Here is a 19,346-nt window from a genome sequence, read left to right on the forward strand (position 1 = left end):
TATAAAGAGAGGGATTAAAAATGACAGTAGGATTTGGAGTAGATTGTATTTTTTATGAAGTTGGTCATCCAGATTTATTACACAGTTTTTTTTCAACGATGTCTTATCATACAGAACCTGAAGGTTGGGGAACTAAGTATCCCTTGTTAATGAAGGATTTGTATTTTGACAAGTTAAGTTGGGACGATGTGAAAGAAGCACGAGAAAATTTAAAAGAGATTCAAAACATATTACAAAAGAAGAAACCTGATGAAGTAGTTTGGGATATTGAAGATTTAACAAAACGTCCACCTTGGGATAGTCAACCACTTCCACCACAAGTGATAAATTTAGCTACATATTATGCTACACCTAGAGGAGTTACTTACTTTGATTTATTATTTCATGCACTAGATGACGCACAAGAGGTAAAAATTGATGTAGTAATACGAAAAAGTATAGCGGATAAAACATCTTAACTTTTATTATTAAATCAATACAAAAAAGAAGAACGTCTGTTAGTGAGGGTAACTGTTCTTCTTTTTTATTGGTCTATGTAATTAGACATCAAAAATGTAATATTTACATTGCTTGCAAATAAGTTGTAATTGCTGAACTTACATTGGGAGTTTTAATCACTTATGCTTCGAAGCTGAATAAAAAGAGATAATGAGTATTTGATAAAAGGCGAGATGCCAAAAGACTATTTTAAAATCCATGAATAAGAAGATGCAAATATGAAATTATACTTTAAAGATACTGAAATAGGTGAAATCAGAGACGCTTTTGCAGAAACACCATGAATGTATGGAACAATAAACTTAAATGATAATAGTAAACCCTATCAAGAATATTTTCGTGAAATGGTAGACGAAGACAGTACTTTTGAATTTGAAAGTATTGATCCTGAATCTCTAGACGATGAAAATTGGTCCGTTTTCGATGAGAACGAAGGGAAATATTTAGGAATCGACATTCCAGCAATCCACATTGAAAATACAACGATTGCATGGCGATGGAGATAAAAATCATACAAAGAAGAACGCCTATCATAAAGATTAACGTTCTTCTTTTTCATTTTGAATATGGATAGGTTCGCTTTGAAGCATATTAAAACTTTCAAAAGCTAAAACAGTATATTTCATTTATATTTTTTAGATAAATTCTCCATATTGTCGGATAATGTTTTCTTGAGGCCATAATTAATGGATAAAAAATAGGAAAATAAAGACTGGATTTGGCTACTAATAAGTGACTTGTTTATTACTTAAATTCCATCAGTAAACCATTCCTAAATTAATCTGGCATACATAATAAAAAGCACTTCATAAGAAATGCTTTTTATCTCAATAATTTCTACTCTACACTCTCACACCTAAAATCCCCAAACCGTCTTGTAAGTATTTACCTAAAGAAATTTTCTCTGTTACCGTATTAATAATAATATCTTTCTCATCCCATCCTTTTGATCCAAAGTAATGTCTATATTCCGAGTAAATCTTTTCTGGGGTATCATTCTTATCATAATCTTGATCTCTTCCAAGATACATAACGACTTGAATTGCCTTTATTACCTCATAATCTAGGGCTTTTAAAAAATAATATAATGCATTTTCTCTTTTCTCTAACTCTTTTCCTTCGGATGAATTCTTAAACTCTTTAAGTTCATGCATTCCACTAGGCGATACAGTCAAACTTTTCATTCCATACTTATCATGATAACTTTCATAATCATTTGCTAAATCGATTACAACCTTAAATACAAATTTTAATTCTTCAAACATTACCTCACATCCTGTTCTTTCAATATATACATATATATTATTATACAAAAAAATAATAATTCCCTCTTTTAAACACTTACTGATATTCGACATAAAAAGGAGCAACTATGCATTAGTTGCTCTTTCATCAAAGTCTTATAGTAACGCTATGATTAAACCGTTAAACACATTTTGTGTAAATTACCACCAATTTAAAATCATGATTTAGATTATATATTATCTATATAACATTTGTCTTCCTCATTTTCTGATAATTATCTTTTTTAAAATTTAATATGTTTCTCATTTATATAAAATAAAATTATTTATTTTCCTCTTTCTGAACATATACATAAGCATCTTTCTGCTCTTTATGTACATCCACCTTCGAATTCTCTGCAAGCTGACCCGCGTTTAGCAAAGAAAAAATAATGAGCGCTTCTAGTGACATTTTGTTTTACCACTCCTTTCTAGTTGTTATACATTTATCATACCGCTTACATGTGATTTCCGTATGAACTCGAAAAGGAGATTACAACAAAATGGTTACAAGCATATGAATGCACGCTATAATAACCATAAAATGGGAGGTGGACTCTTTTGACAATAAACCAAATGGTTCAATTGGGTAGTGCATGTATGTTGTTTATTACTTCCGCGCTTATTAATTGGTATCAGGGGAGTAATTTGATAGATGATCCCGATGAATGGAAATATAGCGCTAAGTTTACGAATTATTTTAAAGGCAGCGTTTCAAATTACGAAGATATTTATCAAATCGATTTCTTTATATATGCAGCAAAATTTTATCCGACAGCATTTATCGTTATGTTAATTAGCTTACTTTATATGCTCATATTAACTCTTTATATTCTATTTAAAAGAAAAGATACAGCGATTTAAATCCATACATAAAAAACCCCGAATCATAAACTTTTCAGCCTACAATTCGGGGTACTATTTGTTTATATTCGTTTCTAATTAGTAACGAATTAAGAAATATTTCTTTTTACCGCGGCGAATGATTGTGAATTTACCTTCGATGCGGTCTTTTTCTGTTACAACGTAGTCTAATGCTTGTGTACGCTCACCGTTTACGTAGATTGCGCCGTTCGTTACATCTTCACGTGCTTGACGTTTTGATGGTGAGATTTTGCTTTCTACAAGTAAGTCGATTAATACTGTATCTTCTGCAGTACGTTCTACAGATGGTACGTCTTTGAAGCCTTGCTCGATTTCGCTTGCAGTCAGTTCTGCTACAGAACCGCTGAATAATGCAGCTGAAATTTTAATCGCTTGCTCTAATGCTTCTTCGCCGTGAACAAGTTTTGTCATTTCCGCACCTAATGCTTTTTGTGCTGCGCGTTTTTCTGGTGCTTCAGCTACTTGTTTCTCAAGCTCAAGAATTTCTTCATGAGATAAGAATGTGAAATATTTTAAGTATTTAACAACGTCGCGGTCATCTGTGTTAATCCAGAATTGGTAGAACTCGTAAGGAGTTGTTTTCTCTGGGTCTAACCAAATTGCGCCGCCTTCTGTTTTACCAAACTTCGTACCGTCAGATTTTGTAACAAGTGGAATTGTTAAACCGAATGCTTTCGCATCTTCTTCTGATTTACGGATTAATTCAAGACCAGCTGTAATGTTACCCCATTGATCACTACCACCGATTTGTAGGCGGCAATTATGGTGTTGGTATAAGTTTAAGAAGTCGTATGATTGTAAAATCATGTAACTAAACTCAGTAAATGAAATACCAGTTTCTAAACGAGATGCTACTGTATCTTTTGCTAACATATAGTTTAAACCGAAGTTTTTACCGATATCGCGTAAGAATGAAATCACATCTAAGTTACCAAGCCAGTCATAGTTGTTAGCCATCGTTGCTGGGTTGTCCACGTTTTCAAACTCTAAGAAGTTTGAAAGTTGGTTTTTAATGCTTTCTGTGTAGTAAGCAACTGTATCTTTCGTATTTAATGTACGCTCCGCTTTTTTTCCACTTGGGTCACCGATCATACCAGTACCACCGCCAACAAGTGCGATTGGTTGGTGACCAGCTAATTGGAAACGACGTAACATTAACACTGGTAACATATGACCGATGTGTAAGCTATCCGCTGTCGGGTCGAAACCACAGTATAATTTAACGCTTTCTTTTTCTAATAATTGCTCAAGGCCCTCAGCATCTGTTTGCTGATTAATTAGACCGCGAAATTCAAGATCTTGTAAAATACCCATATCCTACATACTCTCCTTTAAGTTCATTACTGGCGTGAAGGTTGAAAACATAAAAAAATCGCCCCTTCAAATAAGGGACGATTTTGATTATCGCGTTACCACCCTAGTTGCAGACCAAAAAAGCCTACCACCTTATTTACATAACGGCTTAGCACCGTCTCTTCCCTTTTGAATACAATTCAATCGAAAAAAGATGCTCTAGGGGCGTAATTCGCGATCATCTATGTGCTGATTTTCACCGGCCATCAGCTCTCTAAAACAGGGAAATGATCACTACTTCTCCCTTTCCACGCTCAATTATTCATATACTTTTCTTTATACCATCATTTATATAGGCGTGTCAAATAAGGTCGGGTTTCTCTTCTTACCAACCCTTTACAACGTCGCAAAGAGTATCGTAATAAGAGAAAGAATTGGAACCCCAATTAATAACGATACATGAAACACAACCGATAAATCATTCCCAATCGTCGCCTCTACAGGATCTTTCGCTGGAGAACCAAGAAAACCGATTAATCGATCGAAGCGACTTACCGTTTTCGGAAAGTCGGGTACTTCTACATGGTCACTATCTAAATGCTGTCTTAATTTATATTCACTCTTAAAGGGATTTTCGCTCAATTTCATCCACCTCCAGCAATTGTTTCAATTTCTTTATCCCGTTATGGAGTCTCGATTTCACTGTTCCAATCGGAATGTTTAATATCTCCGCAATCTCTTTTTGCTGCATATCATGATAATAAGAAAGAATGAGGACAGCTCGCTGTTCTTCCGGAACTTTCAAAATTGCTTCTCTTACTGTAAGCCGATCTTCGTGAGAAAATTCTTTTTCCGGAATCGGCACTAAAAATGGCAAAAGCGTACGCCACTTTTTTCTTCTATTTAATTTATTAATCATAAGGCGATAACCGATTTGAAATAAATACGTTTTTATTTTTCCTTTTTCAAGTTCATACATATGTTTCTTTCGTTCTAACGTCAAAAACGTATCTTGCACAAGGTCGATACTCAATTGTTCATCTCGATTAAATCGATATAAAAATGTGTATAGCGCTGGTTTGATTAAAACATATAGTTTTTCCCCAGCCTGCTTATCTCCCTTTTGATACGCAAGCATGAGCTCTTCTTCACTCCCAATCTGCGCCATGATTTTTGATCTCCTTTATTCCTTTTAACGTTAATGAAACGCGGGAAATTAAATAGCAACTTGCGACAATAATCCATACTTGTGATTGATTCGTAAAAAATTGAACATATGGGTTTTCGATTGTCTCGCCGGTTGAAACTAAAAAGTTTAATGCTTGCACACATATGCATGCATACACTGCAAGACAAACCGAAATCGTATCAAATACATTCCAACGAAAGTACACTTTTGTTTTTGTAAAATCAATTTTATATCCTTTTTTCCGTACTATATGTTTTCTATCAAACGGAATAATGATGGAAAACATAACAATCATCATAACTCCAGCTGTAATCATCGACACTTTAAATCCGATTGGCATCGGTAATAGTAAACCACAAGAAAATACGGCTATAATTCCAATTAAAGCAAAAGTAAGAAGTAATTTATTAGACATATAAAAAGCCTCCCTCATCTATTGTTTCATAAATGTATACAGACGAGGAAGGTACTTCGTTCAAATATTATTTTATTTTTTTATAATCTTTGCAGGATTTCCGCCAACTACTACATGATCTGACACATCTTTTAATACAACTGGATCAGTCGGTATATATATTTCTCCTAGTATCATTTTTTCTTTTTCTGTTTTCATTTTCTTCCCTCTTTATATGTAGGTTAAAGAGAGAAGAAAAAAAGAAAGGTCTGAACGCTATTTCGTTCAGACCTTTCTCTCTTAATCTTCCATCGTTGATAAGTCACCTGTTGGTAAGTTTAACTCCCACGCTTTTAATACGCGGCGCATAATTTTACCGCTTCTCGTTTTCGGTAATTTATCTCTAAATTCAATTTGTCTTGGCGCTGCATGAGCTGCTAGACCTTTCTTTACAAATTGACGAATTTCTTCTTTTAATTCTTCAGATGGTTCGTAACCTGCACGAAGCGCGATAAATGCTTTAATGATTTCACCGCGCACCGGATCAGGAATACCGATTACACCAGCTTCTGCAACAGCAGCATGCTCGATTAATTTGCTTTCTACTTCAAACGGACCAACGCGCTCGCCTGATGTCATAATTACATCGTCAATACGCCCTTGGAACCAGAAGTATCCATCCTCATCCATGTATGCAGAGTCACCTGATACGTACCAATCGCCTGGCATGAAGTAAGACTCATACTTTTGCTTGTTATTCCAAATTCCGCGCATCATCGCTGGCCAACCTTTGCCAATTGCTAAGTTACCCATTGTGTATGGAGGCACTTCATTTCCTTCATTATCAACAATTGCTGCTTTTACACCTGGAATTGGTTTCCCCATTGACCCTGGACGGATTTCCATACAAGGGTAGTTACAAATAACTTGTCCACCTGTTTCTGTCATCCACCACGTATCATGAATACGAAGTCCAAATGCGTTCATACCCCAGCGAATTACTTCTGGATTTAACGGTTCACCAACGCTTAATACGTGGCGCACTTGTGATAAATCGTATTTTTTAATTGCATCTTGTCCAGCGCCCATTAACATGCGAAATGCTGTTGGTGCACTATACCAAACTGTTACACCGTAATCTTGCAGTGCTTCATACCACGCTTCTGGACTAAAGCGTCCGCCTAAAATAACATTTGATGCTCCGACTAACCACGGCGCAAAAATACCGTAAGCAGTTCCCGTTACCCAGCCTGGGTCAGCTGTGCACCAATATACATCGTCTTCTTTTAAATCTAATACCCACTTCGCCGTTTGGTAGTGCTGAACCATTGCGTTTTGCGCATGAAGCACACCTTTTGGCTTACCAGTAGAACCAGACGTGTAATGTAGAATCAAACCGTCTTCACGGCCTAACCATTCAATATGTAATTCTTTTGAAGCTTGTTCAAATAAAGGATTGAATGCTACCGTTTTACCGCCTTCTTCTACATGATCTCCAACAAGAAAGACTGTTTTTAAAGCAGGTAAATCATTTAATGGTACACGCTCTAACAATTCAGGTGTTGTAATTAACACTTTTGCTTCGCTATCTTCTAAACGATCGCGAACTGCGCCTTCCATAAATGCTTCAAATAGCGGACCAACAATTGCTCCCAACTTCACTGCACCAAGAAGTGCGAAATATAACTCTGGGGAACGCGGCATAAAAATAAAAACGCGATCGCCTTTTTCTACATCGCCATAATTTTTCAGGACGTTTCCTGCTTTATTAGAAAAATCCTTCATTTCCTTAAATGTATACTTCTCTTTTCGCGATCCATCTTGATAATAAAGGGCTACTTTATTCTTTCGATCGGATTTCGCATGCTTATCAATTGCCTCATACGCCATATTTACTCGGCCTGTTTCATTCCAAGTAAAGTTTTTATTAACCTCTTCCCAGTTAAAATTCGCGTATGCCTCATCATAATTCGGCAAATTATTTTCTCCTTTAATGACAGGAAGCGTTTCTACTTTCATACTTTACATCCCCCTCCTATGTATTCTATTATCTATTATAATAACATTATTTAAAATTTTCAGTATATTTGTTGATTTTTAGACAAATTTTTAATGACAAATTTCGATTCACATCGCATATATTATAAAGTACGATATGAATAGATTCACAAACCCTCAAGGTGGTGAGCAATACATTGATTCATAAAAAAATATATAATGCTAGAAACTTAAAAACAGCGAAAGGCACTTTAATTATTGAAGGGCCTGTCTCTACACATAACTTAGAAATGTATGAATTTCATCCAGACTTAATTGCGTTTCGTCCTGCCGAGCAACAATATAAAGCAATTGTCGAAATTTCTAAATTGCCAGAAGCTCGTCTCATTATTGCTAGACATGACCAAACGATTGTTGGATATGTTACATACTTGTATCCTGATCCACTTGAACGATGGTCAGAAGGAAAGATGGAAAACTTAATTGAACTTGGGGCGATTGAAGTTGTCCCTGCCTTCCGCGGTTGCGCTGTCGGAAAAAACTTATTAGAAGTTTCAATGATGGACGACCATATGGAAGATTACATTATATTGACGACTGAATATTATTGGCACTGGGATTTAAAACAAACTGGCTTAAATGTTTGGGAGTATCGAAAAGTAATGGAAAAAATGATGAATGCTGGCGGGTTACAATGGATGGCTACAGATGATCCTGAAATTTGTTCGCATCCTGCTAACTGTTTAATGGTCCGCATCGGTAAACGCGTTGATACGGATTCTATTCAAGCATTTGATCGTCTACGTTTTCACAATCGTTTTATGTATTAATAAAGGGGGCAACTGGAATGATTGTAGAAGAAATTATGAATCAAGATGTGGTGACACTACACCCAAACGATACAATCGAAACAGCAATCCGAACGATACGTACGAAAGGCATTCGGCACATTCCAATTGTCGATCAAAATAATCATGTCGTAGGCATTATTTCTGATCGGGATGTAAGAGATGCAAGTCCGTCTATTTTAGATGAACAAGTTTCACTCGATATGCTGAAGCAACCACTTGAACTTATTATGAAACACCCTGTTATGACTTGCCATCCTCTCGACTTTGTTGAGGAAATTGCTACTTTATTTTTTGAAAATAAAATTGGCTGTCTTCCTGTTACAAAGGCTGGAAAGTTAGTTGGAATTATTTCTGAATCTACTGTGCTACACACGTTAGTGAAATTAACAGGAGCACATCAACCGAGTTCACAAATTGAAATTCAAGTAAAAAACGAACCTGGTATTCTCGGAAAAGTCGTTGCTATTTTTAGTGAGTTACAAATCAATATCGTGAGTGTTCTCGTCTACCCAGCAAAAGATGAGAATGATAAAGTACTCGTTTTCCGCATTCAAACGATGAATCCGCTAAAAGTGATTGATACACTTGAGGCAGAAGGCTACCGCGTATTATGGCCAAACATTATGGGGATGCAAGCATGAGTAGCGCGTTTATTTATTCGGATGACTTTCGGGGCTATTCATTTAGCCCTGATCATCCTTTTAACCAACTGCGCGTCACACTTACGTATGATTTATTACAAAAGGGCGGTTTCATCTCTCCTTCTCAAATCATCTCACCACGGATGGCTACAGATGAAGAGATTGCCTACATTCATACAGAGGAGTACATAAATGCGGTAAAACGTGCTGGAGAAGGAAAGTTAGAAAAATCAATTGCGATGACATATGGACTCGGAACAGAAGATACACCAATGTTTCCGAATATGCACGAAGCAAGCGCATTACTCGTTGGGGGTACGTTAACAGCTGTTGACGCTGTTCTTTCTGGAAAAGTAAAGCACGCGCTTAACTTAGGAGGTGGCTTACATCACGGTTTCCGCGGCAAAGCATCTGGCTTTTGTATTTATAACGACAGTTCCATCGCAATGAAATATATTCAGAAGAAATACGGTTTACGCGTTTTATATATTGATACAGATGCTCATCACGGTGATGGTGTACAGTGGTCCTTTTATGACGATCCTAACGTATGCACCATTTCACTACATGAAACTGGTCGATATTTATTCCCTGGAACTGGCGCTGTAAACGAACGCGGACAAGGTAATGGCTATAGTTATTCTTTTAACGTTCCACTCGATGCTTTTACAGAAGACGAATCGTTTTTAGATTCCTATCGAACTGTCGTAAGAGAAGTGGCCGCATACTTTAAACCGGATATTATTTTAACGCAAAACGGTGCTGACGCACATTATTACGACCCACTTACACACCTTTGCGCAACGATGAATATTTACCGTGAAATACCGAAGCTCGCTCGCGAAATCGCTAACGAATATTGCGAAGGTCGCTGGATTGCTGTCGGCGGTGGTGGCTATGACCATTGGCGCGTCGTCCCAAGAGCGTGGGCACTCATTTGGCTCGAAATGAACAACATCCAAAACATCTCAGGTTATCTCCCTCCAGAATGGATTGACGCTTGGAAAGGACAAGCAGAAACAGAACTTCCCCTCACATGGGAAGATCCAGACAACATGTATAAACCTATCCCCCGCAAACCAGAAATTGAAGAAAAGAACGCATTAACTGTAGCGAAATCCCTTGAAATTATTCGGAATAATATGACAAAGTCTTTGTACTAAACGAAAAGGAGGCTCGTTTTTGAATAGCCTCCTTTTATTTAAAACCTGCTATTATTGTCGATTTCTGTCGGTAAGTCAATATATTTTAATAATCGCTGATATATTTCAAGTTGCGCCGATATATTTTGATAATCGCTGATATATTCCGAGTTGCGCCGATATATTCTAATAATCGTTGATATATTTTTATGTACTAACGGACTTTATAAGAAAAGGTCGTGATATTATGTGGAAACAACAAATGATCAACACGAAACGCGGTACATTCGAGCTTTTTACAAAAGGAAATGGCGAACCGCTTTGCATTACACATCACTATTCACAATTTAATGAGACTGGTGATTACTTTGCGGATGTTTTCACTTCTACGCATCGTGTATTCCTCATTAATTTACGAGGCGCTGGTAACTCAGCAAAAGCCCAGGTAGAAAACGAATTAAGTATGATTGAAACAATTCACGACTTAGAAGCAATACGAGAAACTTTACAACTTCCAACATGGCATTTCGCCGGTCATTCAACAGGTGGTATGCTTGGACTTCTATACGCCATCACATATCCAAAATCCTTACAATCACTAGTCGTCGTTGGAGCCGCAGCAAGTAACTATACTGAAACACCATTTTGTATTTATCATCCGGAACATCCTCAGTTTCATTATATGCAACAGCTCATTGAAAATTTAAAAAGCCCTCACCTTACAAATGAGGAACGAAAAGAACTATCTACCAAACGAACAAAATTATCTTTATATAAACCCGAAAACTACAATTCTTATTTTGATAAACCAATCAAAAAAACAATGTCTGCTAGCCGAATGAATGCTTTTTCTCACGAATATCCAGCATTTAATTTACGAGATCATTTACCTTCTATGAAAACAAAGACGCTTATTATATGCGGACGACACGATGTACAGTGCCCAATTCAGTATTCTATCAAGATGCATGAGGCCATACGCAATTCTATTTTTGTGATATTTGAAGAGAGTAATCATTATCCTTTTTTAGAAGAAGCTGCTCAATTTATTTCTACTACTCAAAAATTTTATAAATCGTTACACTAGTACCGTTATTATTAAAGAAAGCTCGCAGCCTCTATAAGACTATGAGCTTTTTTCAAAAGAAATATTTCATACTAAAAACAACAAGCAGAACAAAACAATCATTAAACCTACATCAAGGAATACTGCCTTTTTATCTCCTTCTTTTATACTCATTATAAAAGAAGAAATGATTTTAGTTCCAAAAAAGACCATCATAAATAACCCACCGAAATGATCATTCGTATAATCGTCATCATAAAACATTTGTATTGCGCCTATTAGTAATAAAACAAGTATGATATTAGTTCCAATCTTTAAAATCTTATTTGATTTATTATCTTTTAATATATCCCCCAAAATGTAGCACACCCTCTCACACTCTCCTATGTTTTATCTCTCTTTATATTTTAACATGAATTACCTATTATTCCCTTTTGATCACATAAAAAAAACCTGCCAAAACTTTGACAGGTTCCCTACACGTTAAAACGATAACCAGCTCCCCATACTGTTTCAATATATTGCGGGTGAGCTGGATCTCTTTCAATTTTTTCACGTAGCTTTCTAATATGAACGACAACAGTTGCTAAATCACCAGCGGAGTCTAATCCCCAAATGCGTTCAAATAGCTGTTCTTTATTTAATACTTGATTTGGGTTTGTGACAAAGAATGTTAATAAATCAAATTCCTTCGTTGTAAACGCAACTTCTTCATTGTTTATAAAAACTTTCCTCGCCCTTTGATCAATAGAGATTCCGTGAATATATAGCGTATCGCGTTGCTTACTTACATTTCCTAATAATCTTTCATAACGAGAAATATGGGCTTTTACTCTTGCTACTAGCTCACTCGGGCTAAACGGTTTCGTTATATAATCATCCGCTCCTAATCCGAGCCCGCGAATTTTATCTATATCTTCTTTTTTTGCTGAAACAAGTAAAATCGGAATATCTTTTATAGCTCGAATTTGCTTACAAATTTCAAATCCATTCATTTTCGGAAGCATAATATCTAAAATAATTAAATCGTAGTCTTCTTGCAGGGCCATTTGTAAACCTGTTTCTCCTGAATGTTCGACATCAACTTGAAAATCATTAATTTCTAAATAATCTCGCTGTAATTCTGCAATGCTTACTTCATCTTCTATTAGTAAAATTCTTTTCAATTTACTCACCACATTTCTCTACTTTTTCCAATGAGAAGAAAATGCTTGTGCCTTCCCCAAGCTCGCTTTCCGCCCAAATATTCCCGCCATGTTCTTCAATAATTTGCTTCGCTATCGCTAAGCCAAGTCCACTTCCACCTGTACTAGAATTTCGCGATTTCTCTGCACGATAGAAACGTTCAAAAATATAAGGAAGCGTATCAGATTCTATACCTGATCCGTTGTCCATTACTTTCACAATCACTATATTGTTATCACTCGATACTGTTACAGTAATTTTCTTTTCTTCTTTATCCATGTATTTCACACTATTATGAATTAAATTTGATATCACTCTATTTATCTTTTCGCAATCAGCCTTTACATAAAGTGGTGATGCATGTAATTGTAAGTTAACTTCTATACCTTCTTTACTTAAATCCATCTGCATCTCTTCTATTAATTCTTGCATAAACATATTTAATTCAACCGTTTCAAACTGAAAGGGAACTCGATTCAAATCGAGCTTTGAGAATAAAAATAATTCATCAATGAGTGTATCCATATGTCTTGCTTTCGTATGGATAGTCGTTAAGTACTTATCCATTTTTTCTGGCGTATTTGCTACTCCGTCTTTTATTCCTTCTACATATCCAATAATAGATGTAATCGGTGTTTTTAAATCATGAGAGATGTTTGAAATGAGCTCTTTTCGATTTTCTTCATACTGCGTTTGCATCTCTATCGATTCTTTTAATTTCTTCCTCATTTCCTCAAATCCTTGATTCAATTGCCCAATTTCATCGTGCGATGTAACTGGTATTTGAAAATCTAAATTTCCTTCTTTAATTTTTTCAGTCGCATCTTTCAATACAAAGATTGGTTTTATAATACTTCTTGAGACGAGGTAACTTAATAATCCAATAAGTAAAATAGCTAACAGTAAAAGTGATACGAACAAAATCGGAAATAACTTTTGTGTAAGATCTACAAATGAACTTTGCTTCTTTAATACAAATATACTCCCCTCTTCTTCCTGAGGAAAATAAAAATCAAACTTTACATATCGATAAAATGTATCGCCGAGTTCCGTTGTACCACGACTATTAATATTTGCTGATTCAAATTTCGGAAGAGCTTCCTTTAAAGCCCCACTTTCAAATACTTTTGTAGCATAAGAAATGGTTTCTCCCTTTCTTACAACAATTTTCACCCCTTCTTTTTCAAGTGATGAAACGAACGATTCATCTAATAGTTGCGATTGATGTTTCTTTGCTGCCGTCTTTAACTCAATATACGCATTCTCTTCTTCTGACGTAAGCGGCTTTTGAATATAGGAGCTTTTATAGAAATTTTTCACTGCTTCCAAATCACCTGTTATCGAAAAAACGATTAAAAATCCCGCGATTAATATAAGCGTAATGGAAACGAGAATGACAGCGATATAAGAAAATAAAAACCTTGTTTTAATAGACATATGTTACATCCTCACTTTACCCCGCTATTTGCCGGGCAGTAAGATCCCCACCTCAAAATTCAGAGAAAGCAAAGAAGTTAAGTGGGGGATCAACTGCCCATAAAAGCCCGATTGGTTGGGGCTGATAATCAGTGGGGGATGAACAAAACCCCCACTGATTAAAGTTTCACTTTATCAAACCTTATTACTCATAAGCATAAAAATATATGTTCAAATACTCAAGCGATTTTATAGTAATTTTAGCGTCAATTTATAAAAATTTAATGTTCTTCTTTTACAGTTGAAATGAGGAGGTTGAAATTCCATGTTCAAAAAAACAGTAAGCATGATATGTTGCGTATTTTTTTACAAGGTTGCTTACAAGAACAAGAAGTTAAAAAGGAGATGACAAACATGGAGACAGCGCTACTAACAGCTACTGAGAAACAAGAAACGAATACTGTTATATCGTTACTCAAAAAAGGGGCTGACATAAATATAACAGACAATAAAGGACGTACCCCTCTTATGATTGCTACATACAAAAATGATGTGAAAACCGCAAAAGCGCTTATCGATGCTGGTGCTGACGTAAATATCCAAGATGATATGAAAAACAATCCCTTTTTATACGCTGGGGCAGAAGGTTACTTAGATATTTTAAAACTAACAATTGATGCTGGTGCAGATCCATCGCTTACGAATCGATATGGGGGGACAGCTCTTATCCCAGCCTCAGAACATGGCTATATTGATGTTATAAAAGAACTCCTCACGCGAACAAATATCGATGTAAACCATGTAAACAACCTCGGATGGACAGCTTTAATGGAAGCCATCGTACTAAGTAACGGAAATGAAACACAACAACAAGTCATCCGCCTCCTTATTGAGCACGGTGCAGATGTAAACATTCCAGATAATGATGGTGTTACTCCGCTAGAGCATGCTCGCGCTCATCACTTTGAGGAGATAGAGAAGATTTTGTTAGAAGAACATAAGTAAAAAGCTAATTTTTGCCTTCCTCCCCCGCTCTATGCTACATTTAACCCGTTATATCAATATGAATAGGGTGGGAATACATATGAACAAACCGAAAATTGGGATGATTGGACTTGGAAGTATTGCACAAAAAGCTTATCTTCCAACACTTACAAAAGAAACAGATTGGAATTTTGTAGGGGCGTTTACTCCTAACGCGGAGAAAAGAAAACAAGTTTGCCAGCAATACCGCATACAAGACTTCCATTCTATTGAAACGTTAACTTCAGAATGCGATGCCATCTTCGTTCATAGTTCAACTGCATCGCATTATGAAATCGTTTCTAAACTTCTGAAAAAAGGAATCGATGTTTACGTTGATAAGCCGCTAGCTGCTACAGTGGAACAAGCTGAGAAACTAGTCGAGTTAAGCGAAAAGTATAACCGAAAGTTAATGGTTGGATTTAATCGCCGCTTCGTTCCTATGTATGTTGCGGCAAAAGAGCAAGCTCATAACATTTCATGGATTCGAATTGAAAAGCATCGTACAAATAAAGTTGGACCCTATACGTACGACTTTACGATGTTAGATGATTACTTACATATTGTAGATACTGCTCGCTGGTTAGCTAATGATGAGCTTAACGTCGTTCATAATATGATGCAAATGAATGAAAAAAATGAACTTCTTTACGGACATCATACATATACAACTGCAAATGGACTGTTACTTTCTACCGCAATGCATCGCCATGCCGGTACAAATTTAGAACAAATTGAACTTGTAACGACAGGAAAAATTATTCGCGTAAAAAACATGAACACATTTGAAGTTGAGCAGGAAAACTCCATTTCACAAAGTGGTTCCCCGTCATGGGATACGACATTAAAACAACGTGGTTTTGAAGATGCTGTTCATCATTTTATTGCATGTGTACAAGGAGATACAAAGCCTGTTGTAGATGGATTAGAAGGATTAAAAACGCAGCAAATGTTGCAATCCCTACTGGACGCTACAAGTAAAAATTAAAACGGATACATTTTTCAGAATTTACTTTCATTCCCATTTCCCCTTTATTTCTCACGCAAATTTCTATAGAATATGTTGATAGGAATTATAAATTTCATAATGAATCGTGGAAAGGATGGGATTAACACATGTGGAACGAGTTTAAAAAGTTCGCTTTCAAAGGGAATGTCGTTGATTTAGCTGTCGGGGTTGTAATCGGTGCTGCATTCGGTAAAATCGTTAGTTCTTTAGTAAAAGATGTTATTACACCATTACTTGGTATGGTATTAGGTGGCGTTGACTTTACAGATTTAAAACTTACATTCGGTAAGTCATCTATTATGTACGGTAACTTCATCCAAACTATTTTTGATTTCTTAATTATTGCAGCAGCTATCTTTATGTTTGTTAAAGTGTTCAACAAACTAACATCTAAAAAAGAAGAAGAAAAAGAGGAAGAAATTCCAGAACCAACAAAAGAAGAAGAACTTCTTAGCGAAATTCGCGACTTATTAAAACAACAAAACTCTTCTAAAGATAGAGCATAATTGAACGGATAAAAAGGCATGTCCCGAGAGGGACATGCCTTTTCTATATGCTATAACGTTTCCGAATTCATATGAATAAATAAAATAATACCAGCAACCATAAGTACCATAATACTACTTGCAAATAGTGTAATCCCCATAAACATTAAACTTGTGCTCATATCCACCGATACACTTTCAATAAAAATAGAAATTACATACGTGATAAGGGCAATTCCTGCAAGAATACTTCCTGGAACAAATCGCTTTAAACCATTTTGTTTTAACGTCATATATGCAAAAATAGCAGTCATACAAAGCGTAATTATCCAAAGAACGATCATCTCTTCTCCCCCCTCACAAGCCTTTTCTTTCTATTATACATGACATTGCCCTATAATAGTTAAATTTGCACTTATGTGACATATAACAAGGAATTATACAGTCATATAGAGAAGTCTCCCAGATAAGCTATAGAACTTGGGAGGATTTCAATTGGAAGAAGATATTGTAGGATATTTTAAACAAGTAGAGAAATTTGATTATATTACAATTGACTTAGACAAAAAGTTTTTTTATATGGAAATCGTACAACTAGAAACAAATATAACTTTGCTAAAAATATCACTTAACTTAGACAAAGATGAAACTATTATTGCTGGCAATGTGAAACAATATGATACTTCTAGGTTAGAACAATTCATACAAAACTTTAAACATACTGCACAAACATGCCTTGCACATAATTTACGAAGTCCTGAAGAACTTTTTGCATTTTGGAAAAAGAATTAATCTCCCTCCTTTAAAAAAATGGTTATTTTTTCTATCAATTGATATAATTATCATATACAAATATTCTTTATAAGGGAGTGTTCATAATGATTTGGATTTCACTAATCGTATTAGCCTATTTCATCATTCTCGTCCCAATACAGTATAACTACATTAAAATACTCAAAGAAAAACAGAAGAAAATGAATATGTCACAAAACGAACTATATGACAACATGTCTTATGAAGAATCTCAAATACATTACCATTATCAAAGTAACGTATTTACAATACCTGCTTCGCTTGTCGCAAGTATTATTTATAAAGTGAAACATGCAGCATAATATGTACGCTGTAAAATTATTGTTTGAATCTGTTCATTCTGGTGAGCCTAATCCTACGAAAATGGATGAGGATTATGAAAAGGATTGCGATACACTTTTTGAAGAAAGTATTATTCTTGTTAAAGCAAGCAGTTTGGAAGAAGCTCATGCACTAGGTGAACAAATCGCTATACAGTCTGAGCATACGTACGATAATATGTACGGTGAGCAAGTAACGTGGACGTTTCGAAAACTATTGCATGTGTTTGAATTAGACGAGACACCATTTGAAACTGGAAAAGAATTATACGCAAGATTTTTACACGTTAAGAAAAATGAAACGGTGAATACCGTAGTAAAAGCATACTATCCTGAATATGAATAAAAGCTCACAGCAATCGCTGTGAGCTTTTTTATACTTACTTCGTTGAATCTCTAAATTGGATACGGTGAGGTAAGATAACAGTGTGATCTTCCACTTTTTCTTTGTTCATATACTTTGTTAATAGACGCATTGCTACTGCACCGATATCATACATCGGTTGTACAACTGTTGAAAGTTGTGGACGAACCATTAATGCAAGGCGTGTATTATCGAAACCAAGTACTTCTACATCAGTTGGTACATTTAATCCAGTGTCTTGTGCTGCGTGGATTACACCTAGTGCCATTTCGTCAGAAGATACGAAGATCGCTGTTGGCTTTTCATCAAGGCTCCAAAGCTTTTCGAATGCTTCGATACCTGAATCATATGTGTAATCTCCATCGATTACAAGATTTTCATCATATGAAATACCTGCTTCTTCTAGAGCTTTTCTATAACCTTGTAACTTCTTCGCACTCCCCGCTTTATCAATGAAAGGACCAGAGACGAAACCGATACGCTTATGTCCTTGTTCAATAAAGTGCTTCATTGCGTCGTAAGCTGCTTGTGTATAATCAATGTTTACTGATGGCGTTTCATTTTGCTCATCAAATGACGCTGCTAATACGATTGGTACTGGAGACTTTTTAAATTCTTCAGCGTGAATATCTGTAATATCTTCACCCATGAAAACAATTCCGTCCACTTGTTTTCCAAGCATCGTATTTAATAAATGGAACTCTTTCTCTTTGTTTTGGTCAGAGTTACTTAAAATGATGTTATATTTGTACATTGTTGCGATATCTTCAATTCCACGAGCAAGTTCTGCATAAAACGTATTTGATATATCAGGAATAATAACACCTACTGTAGTTGTCTTTTTACTTGCTAGTCCACGTGCTACCGCATTTGGGCGGTATCCTAAACGATCAATTGCTTCTAATACTTTCTTTCTTGTTGTAGGCTTTACATTTGGGTTACCGTTCACAACGCGTGATACGGTAGCCATTGAAACGTTCGCTTCGCGCGCTACATCATATATTGTTACGTTCATCTCATCGCACACTCCTTCTATTTTTGTTATCTATTTTTATGTATCGGTTACTTGAATGAAAAAAAGACATCAACTCTATTTGCAGATGTCACCAATCGTCCCGAGTTCTTCCTTTTACTAATGATACGATAAAAACGCAGGCTCATACAATATTTTCCCGCAAAAGTTTCGAAAAAATTCGCTTCTTTTCTCGTATTTTCGTATTTTTTATGAAAAAAAGGGCATTTTTTGTAAAAATATAGATATCCCACAAGTAGAAACCCTATTTTAAGCAGTACACTAGCTAGTAATTGAAATTTATATCAGCGATTTTTTGAATATATCAACCACAACTCGAAATATATCAGCGATTTTCTAAATATATCGGTTCCGTCAAGAAGTCTGTGTAATTTGATAAGGCCCAATACATTGGTTTATCCAGTATGAATTTATAATGATTTGGTATGTGAAAAGTGAAGCTAGCTTCACTTTTCACA

General features: G+C 35.7%; 25 protein-coding genes, 1 pseudogene and 1 other annotated feature. Of the genes and pseudogenes, 13 read left to right on the forward strand and 13 right to left on the reverse strand.

Annotation, left to right across the window (positions count from 1 at the left end; all coding sequences use genetic code 11):
- Positions 1-20: 20 nt before the first annotated feature.
- Complete coding sequence (locus MR070_RS04600) at positions 21-458, forward strand: immunity 70 family protein (protein ID WP_000215744.1); 438 nt, start codon at positions 21-23, stop codon at positions 456-458.
- Positions 459-782: 324 nt separating this feature from the next.
- Entirely contained in the window at positions 783-1,004 is a 222-nt protein-coding gene (locus MR070_RS04605) for a hypothetical protein (RefSeq protein ID WP_242260630.1), read from the forward strand.
- A gap of 336 nt (positions 1,005-1,340) precedes the next feature.
- Here MR070_RS04605 and MR070_RS04610 read toward each other — a convergent pair whose 3' ends face one another.
- Together MR070_RS04610 and MR070_RS04615 are read right to left on the reverse strand one after the other, a co-directional pair.
- Positions 1,341-1,763 (reverse strand): DUF3775 domain-containing protein, encoded by a 423-nt coding sequence (locus MR070_RS04610; protein WP_098926013.1) that lies wholly within the window; start codon positions 1,761-1,763, stop codon positions 1,341-1,343.
- A gap of 301 nt (positions 1,764-2,064) precedes the next feature.
- On the reverse strand, positions 2,065-2,193 hold the full coding sequence (locus MR070_RS04615) for a hypothetical protein (protein ID WP_000050944.1): 129 nt from the start codon (positions 2,191-2,193) through the stop codon (positions 2,065-2,067).
- A gap of 149 nt (positions 2,194-2,342) precedes the next feature.
- On the opposite strand from MR070_RS04615, the gene MR070_RS04620 reads away from it, so the two are divergent.
- Positions 2,343-2,645 (forward strand): YjdJ family protein, encoded by a 303-nt coding sequence (locus MR070_RS04620; RefSeq protein WP_242260632.1) that lies wholly within the window; start codon positions 2,343-2,345, stop codon positions 2,643-2,645.
- A gap of 78 nt (positions 2,646-2,723) precedes the next feature.
- On the opposite strand, the gene tyrS is transcribed toward MR070_RS04620, so the two are convergent.
- From tyrS to acsA, 6 genes are all read right to left on the reverse strand, one after another.
- The gene (gene tyrS, locus MR070_RS04625) at positions 2,724-3,980 is read right to left on the reverse strand and encodes a tyrosine--tRNA ligase (RefSeq protein WP_000512078.1); all 1,257 of its coding nucleotides are present in this window, start codon (positions 3,978-3,980) and stop codon (positions 2,724-2,726) included.
- Between the two features lie 70 nt (positions 3,981-4,050).
- Positions 4,051-4,279: a binding site (T-box leader), on the reverse strand.
- A gap of 76 nt (positions 4,280-4,355) precedes the next feature.
- Entirely contained in the window at positions 4,356-4,601 is a 246-nt protein-coding gene (locus MR070_RS04630; protein WP_044790659.1) for a hypothetical protein, read from the reverse strand.
- Entirely contained in the window at positions 4,582-5,127 is a 546-nt protein-coding gene (locus MR070_RS04635) for an RNA polymerase sigma factor (protein WP_242260633.1), read from the reverse strand. The genes MR070_RS04630 and MR070_RS04635 overlap by 20 nt, the downstream gene beginning before the upstream one ends.
- Positions 5,108-5,563 carry a hypothetical protein gene (locus MR070_RS04640; RefSeq protein WP_242260635.1) on the reverse strand — a complete coding sequence of 152 codons (456 nt, stop codon included), beginning with the start codon at positions 5,561-5,563 and terminating at the stop codon, positions 5,108-5,110. The genes MR070_RS04635 and MR070_RS04640 overlap by 20 nt, the downstream gene beginning before the upstream one ends.
- Before the next feature lie 72 nt (positions 5,564-5,635).
- Entirely contained in the window at positions 5,636-5,761 is a 126-nt protein-coding gene (locus tag MR070_RS27045; RefSeq protein WP_257469603.1) for a hypothetical protein, read from the reverse strand.
- Between the two features lie 81 nt (positions 5,762-5,842).
- Positions 5,843-7,561, reverse strand: a complete 1,719-nt coding sequence (gene acsA, locus MR070_RS04645; protein WP_000862042.1) for an acetate--CoA ligase — start codon at positions 7,559-7,561, stop codon at positions 5,843-5,845.
- Between the two features lie 176 nt (positions 7,562-7,737).
- On the opposite strand from acsA, the gene acuA reads away from it, so the two are divergent.
- From acuA to MR070_RS04665, 4 genes are all read left to right on the forward strand, one after another.
- Entirely contained in the window at positions 7,738-8,370 is a 633-nt protein-coding gene (acuA, locus tag MR070_RS04650) for an acetoin utilization protein acetyltransferase AcuA (RefSeq protein ID WP_000581383.1), read from the forward strand.
- A gap of 17 nt (positions 8,371-8,387) precedes the next feature.
- Positions 8,388-9,032, forward strand: coding sequence for an acetoin utilization AcuB family protein (locus MR070_RS04655; protein WP_242260637.1), 645 nt, complete (start codon positions 8,388-8,390; stop codon positions 9,030-9,032).
- On the forward strand, positions 9,029-10,195 hold the full coding sequence (gene acuC, locus MR070_RS04660; RefSeq protein WP_000092803.1) for an acetoin utilization protein AcuC: 1,167 nt from the start codon (positions 9,029-9,031) through the stop codon (positions 10,193-10,195). Before MR070_RS04655 ends, acuC begins: the two co-directional genes overlap by 4 nt.
- A gap of 226 nt (positions 10,196-10,421) precedes the next feature.
- Positions 10,422-11,261, forward strand: a complete 840-nt coding sequence (locus MR070_RS04665; protein ID WP_242260639.1) for an alpha/beta fold hydrolase — start codon at positions 10,422-10,424, stop codon at positions 11,259-11,261.
- Positions 11,262-11,327: 66 nt separating this feature from the next.
- On the opposite strand, the gene MR070_RS04670 is transcribed toward MR070_RS04665, so the two are convergent.
- The 3 genes from MR070_RS04670 to MR070_RS04680 all read right to left on the reverse strand — a co-directional run bounded on the left by MR070_RS04670 (position 11,328) and on the right by MR070_RS04680 (position 13,862).
- Positions 11,328-11,597 carry a hypothetical protein gene (locus MR070_RS04670; RefSeq protein WP_000502329.1) on the reverse strand — a complete coding sequence of 90 codons (270 nt, stop codon included), beginning with the start codon at positions 11,595-11,597 and terminating at the stop codon, positions 11,328-11,330.
- 119 nt (positions 11,598-11,716) lie between these two features.
- Positions 11,717-12,406, reverse strand: coding sequence for a response regulator transcription factor (locus MR070_RS04675; protein WP_001993852.1), 690 nt, complete (start codon positions 12,404-12,406; stop codon positions 11,717-11,719).
- Position 12,407: 1 nt separating this feature from the next.
- Positions 12,408-13,862 (reverse strand): sensor histidine kinase, encoded by a 1,455-nt coding sequence (locus MR070_RS04680; RefSeq protein WP_242260641.1) that lies wholly within the window; start codon positions 13,860-13,862, stop codon positions 12,408-12,410.
- A 304-nt stretch (positions 13,863-14,166) separates the two neighbouring features.
- Between MR070_RS04680 and MR070_RS04685 the strand changes: the two are divergent.
- From MR070_RS04685 to mscL, 3 genes and pseudogenes are all read left to right on the forward strand, one after another.
- Positions 14,167-14,846 (forward strand): annotated as a pseudogene (locus MR070_RS04685) (ankyrin repeat domain-containing protein).
- Positions 14,847-14,925: 79 nt separating this feature from the next.
- Complete coding sequence (locus MR070_RS04690; protein WP_242260643.1) at positions 14,926-15,852, forward strand: Gfo/Idh/MocA family protein; 927 nt, start codon at positions 14,926-14,928, stop codon at positions 15,850-15,852.
- A gap of 128 nt (positions 15,853-15,980) precedes the next feature.
- Positions 15,981-16,379 carry a large-conductance mechanosensitive channel protein MscL gene (mscL, locus tag MR070_RS04695; RefSeq protein WP_000267018.1) on the forward strand — a complete coding sequence of 133 codons (399 nt, stop codon included), beginning with the start codon at positions 15,981-15,983 and terminating at the stop codon, positions 16,377-16,379.
- A gap of 50 nt (positions 16,380-16,429) precedes the next feature.
- Here the strand turns inward: mscL and MR070_RS04700 are convergent, their stop codons facing one another.
- Entirely contained in the window at positions 16,430-16,702 is a 273-nt protein-coding gene (locus tag MR070_RS04700; protein WP_000636593.1) for a DUF3917 domain-containing protein, read from the reverse strand.
- Positions 16,703-16,853: 151 nt separating this feature from the next.
- On the opposite strand from MR070_RS04700, the gene dhp61 reads away from it, so the two are divergent.
- The 3 genes from dhp61 (at position 16,854) to MR070_RS04715 (ending at position 17,837) form a co-directional block, all read left to right on the forward strand.
- On the forward strand, positions 16,854-17,150 hold the full coding sequence (dhp61, locus tag MR070_RS04705) for a protein Dhp61 (RefSeq protein WP_242260645.1): 297 nt from the start codon (positions 16,854-16,856) through the stop codon (positions 17,148-17,150).
- An 86-nt stretch (positions 17,151-17,236) separates the two neighbouring features.
- Positions 17,237-17,473, forward strand: coding sequence for a DUF3949 domain-containing protein (locus MR070_RS04710; protein WP_000637879.1), 237 nt, complete (start codon positions 17,237-17,239; stop codon positions 17,471-17,473).
- Between the two features lies 1 nt (position 17,474).
- Entirely contained in the window at positions 17,475-17,837 is a 363-nt protein-coding gene (locus MR070_RS04715; RefSeq protein ID WP_041184254.1) for a DUF4288 domain-containing protein, read from the forward strand.
- Between the two features lie 34 nt (positions 17,838-17,871).
- Here the strand turns inward: MR070_RS04715 and ccpA are convergent, their stop codons facing one another.
- Positions 17,872-18,870, reverse strand: coding sequence for a catabolite control protein A (gene ccpA / locus MR070_RS04720; protein WP_001103286.1), 999 nt, complete (start codon positions 18,868-18,870; stop codon positions 17,872-17,874).
- Positions 18,871-19,346: the final 476 nt, after the last annotated feature.

It is taken from the genome of Bacillus cereus group sp. BfR-BA-01453 (genome assembly GCF_022662915.1).
Lineage (GTDB): Bacteria > Bacillota > Bacilli > Bacillales > Bacillaceae_G > Bacillus_A > Bacillus_A paranthracis.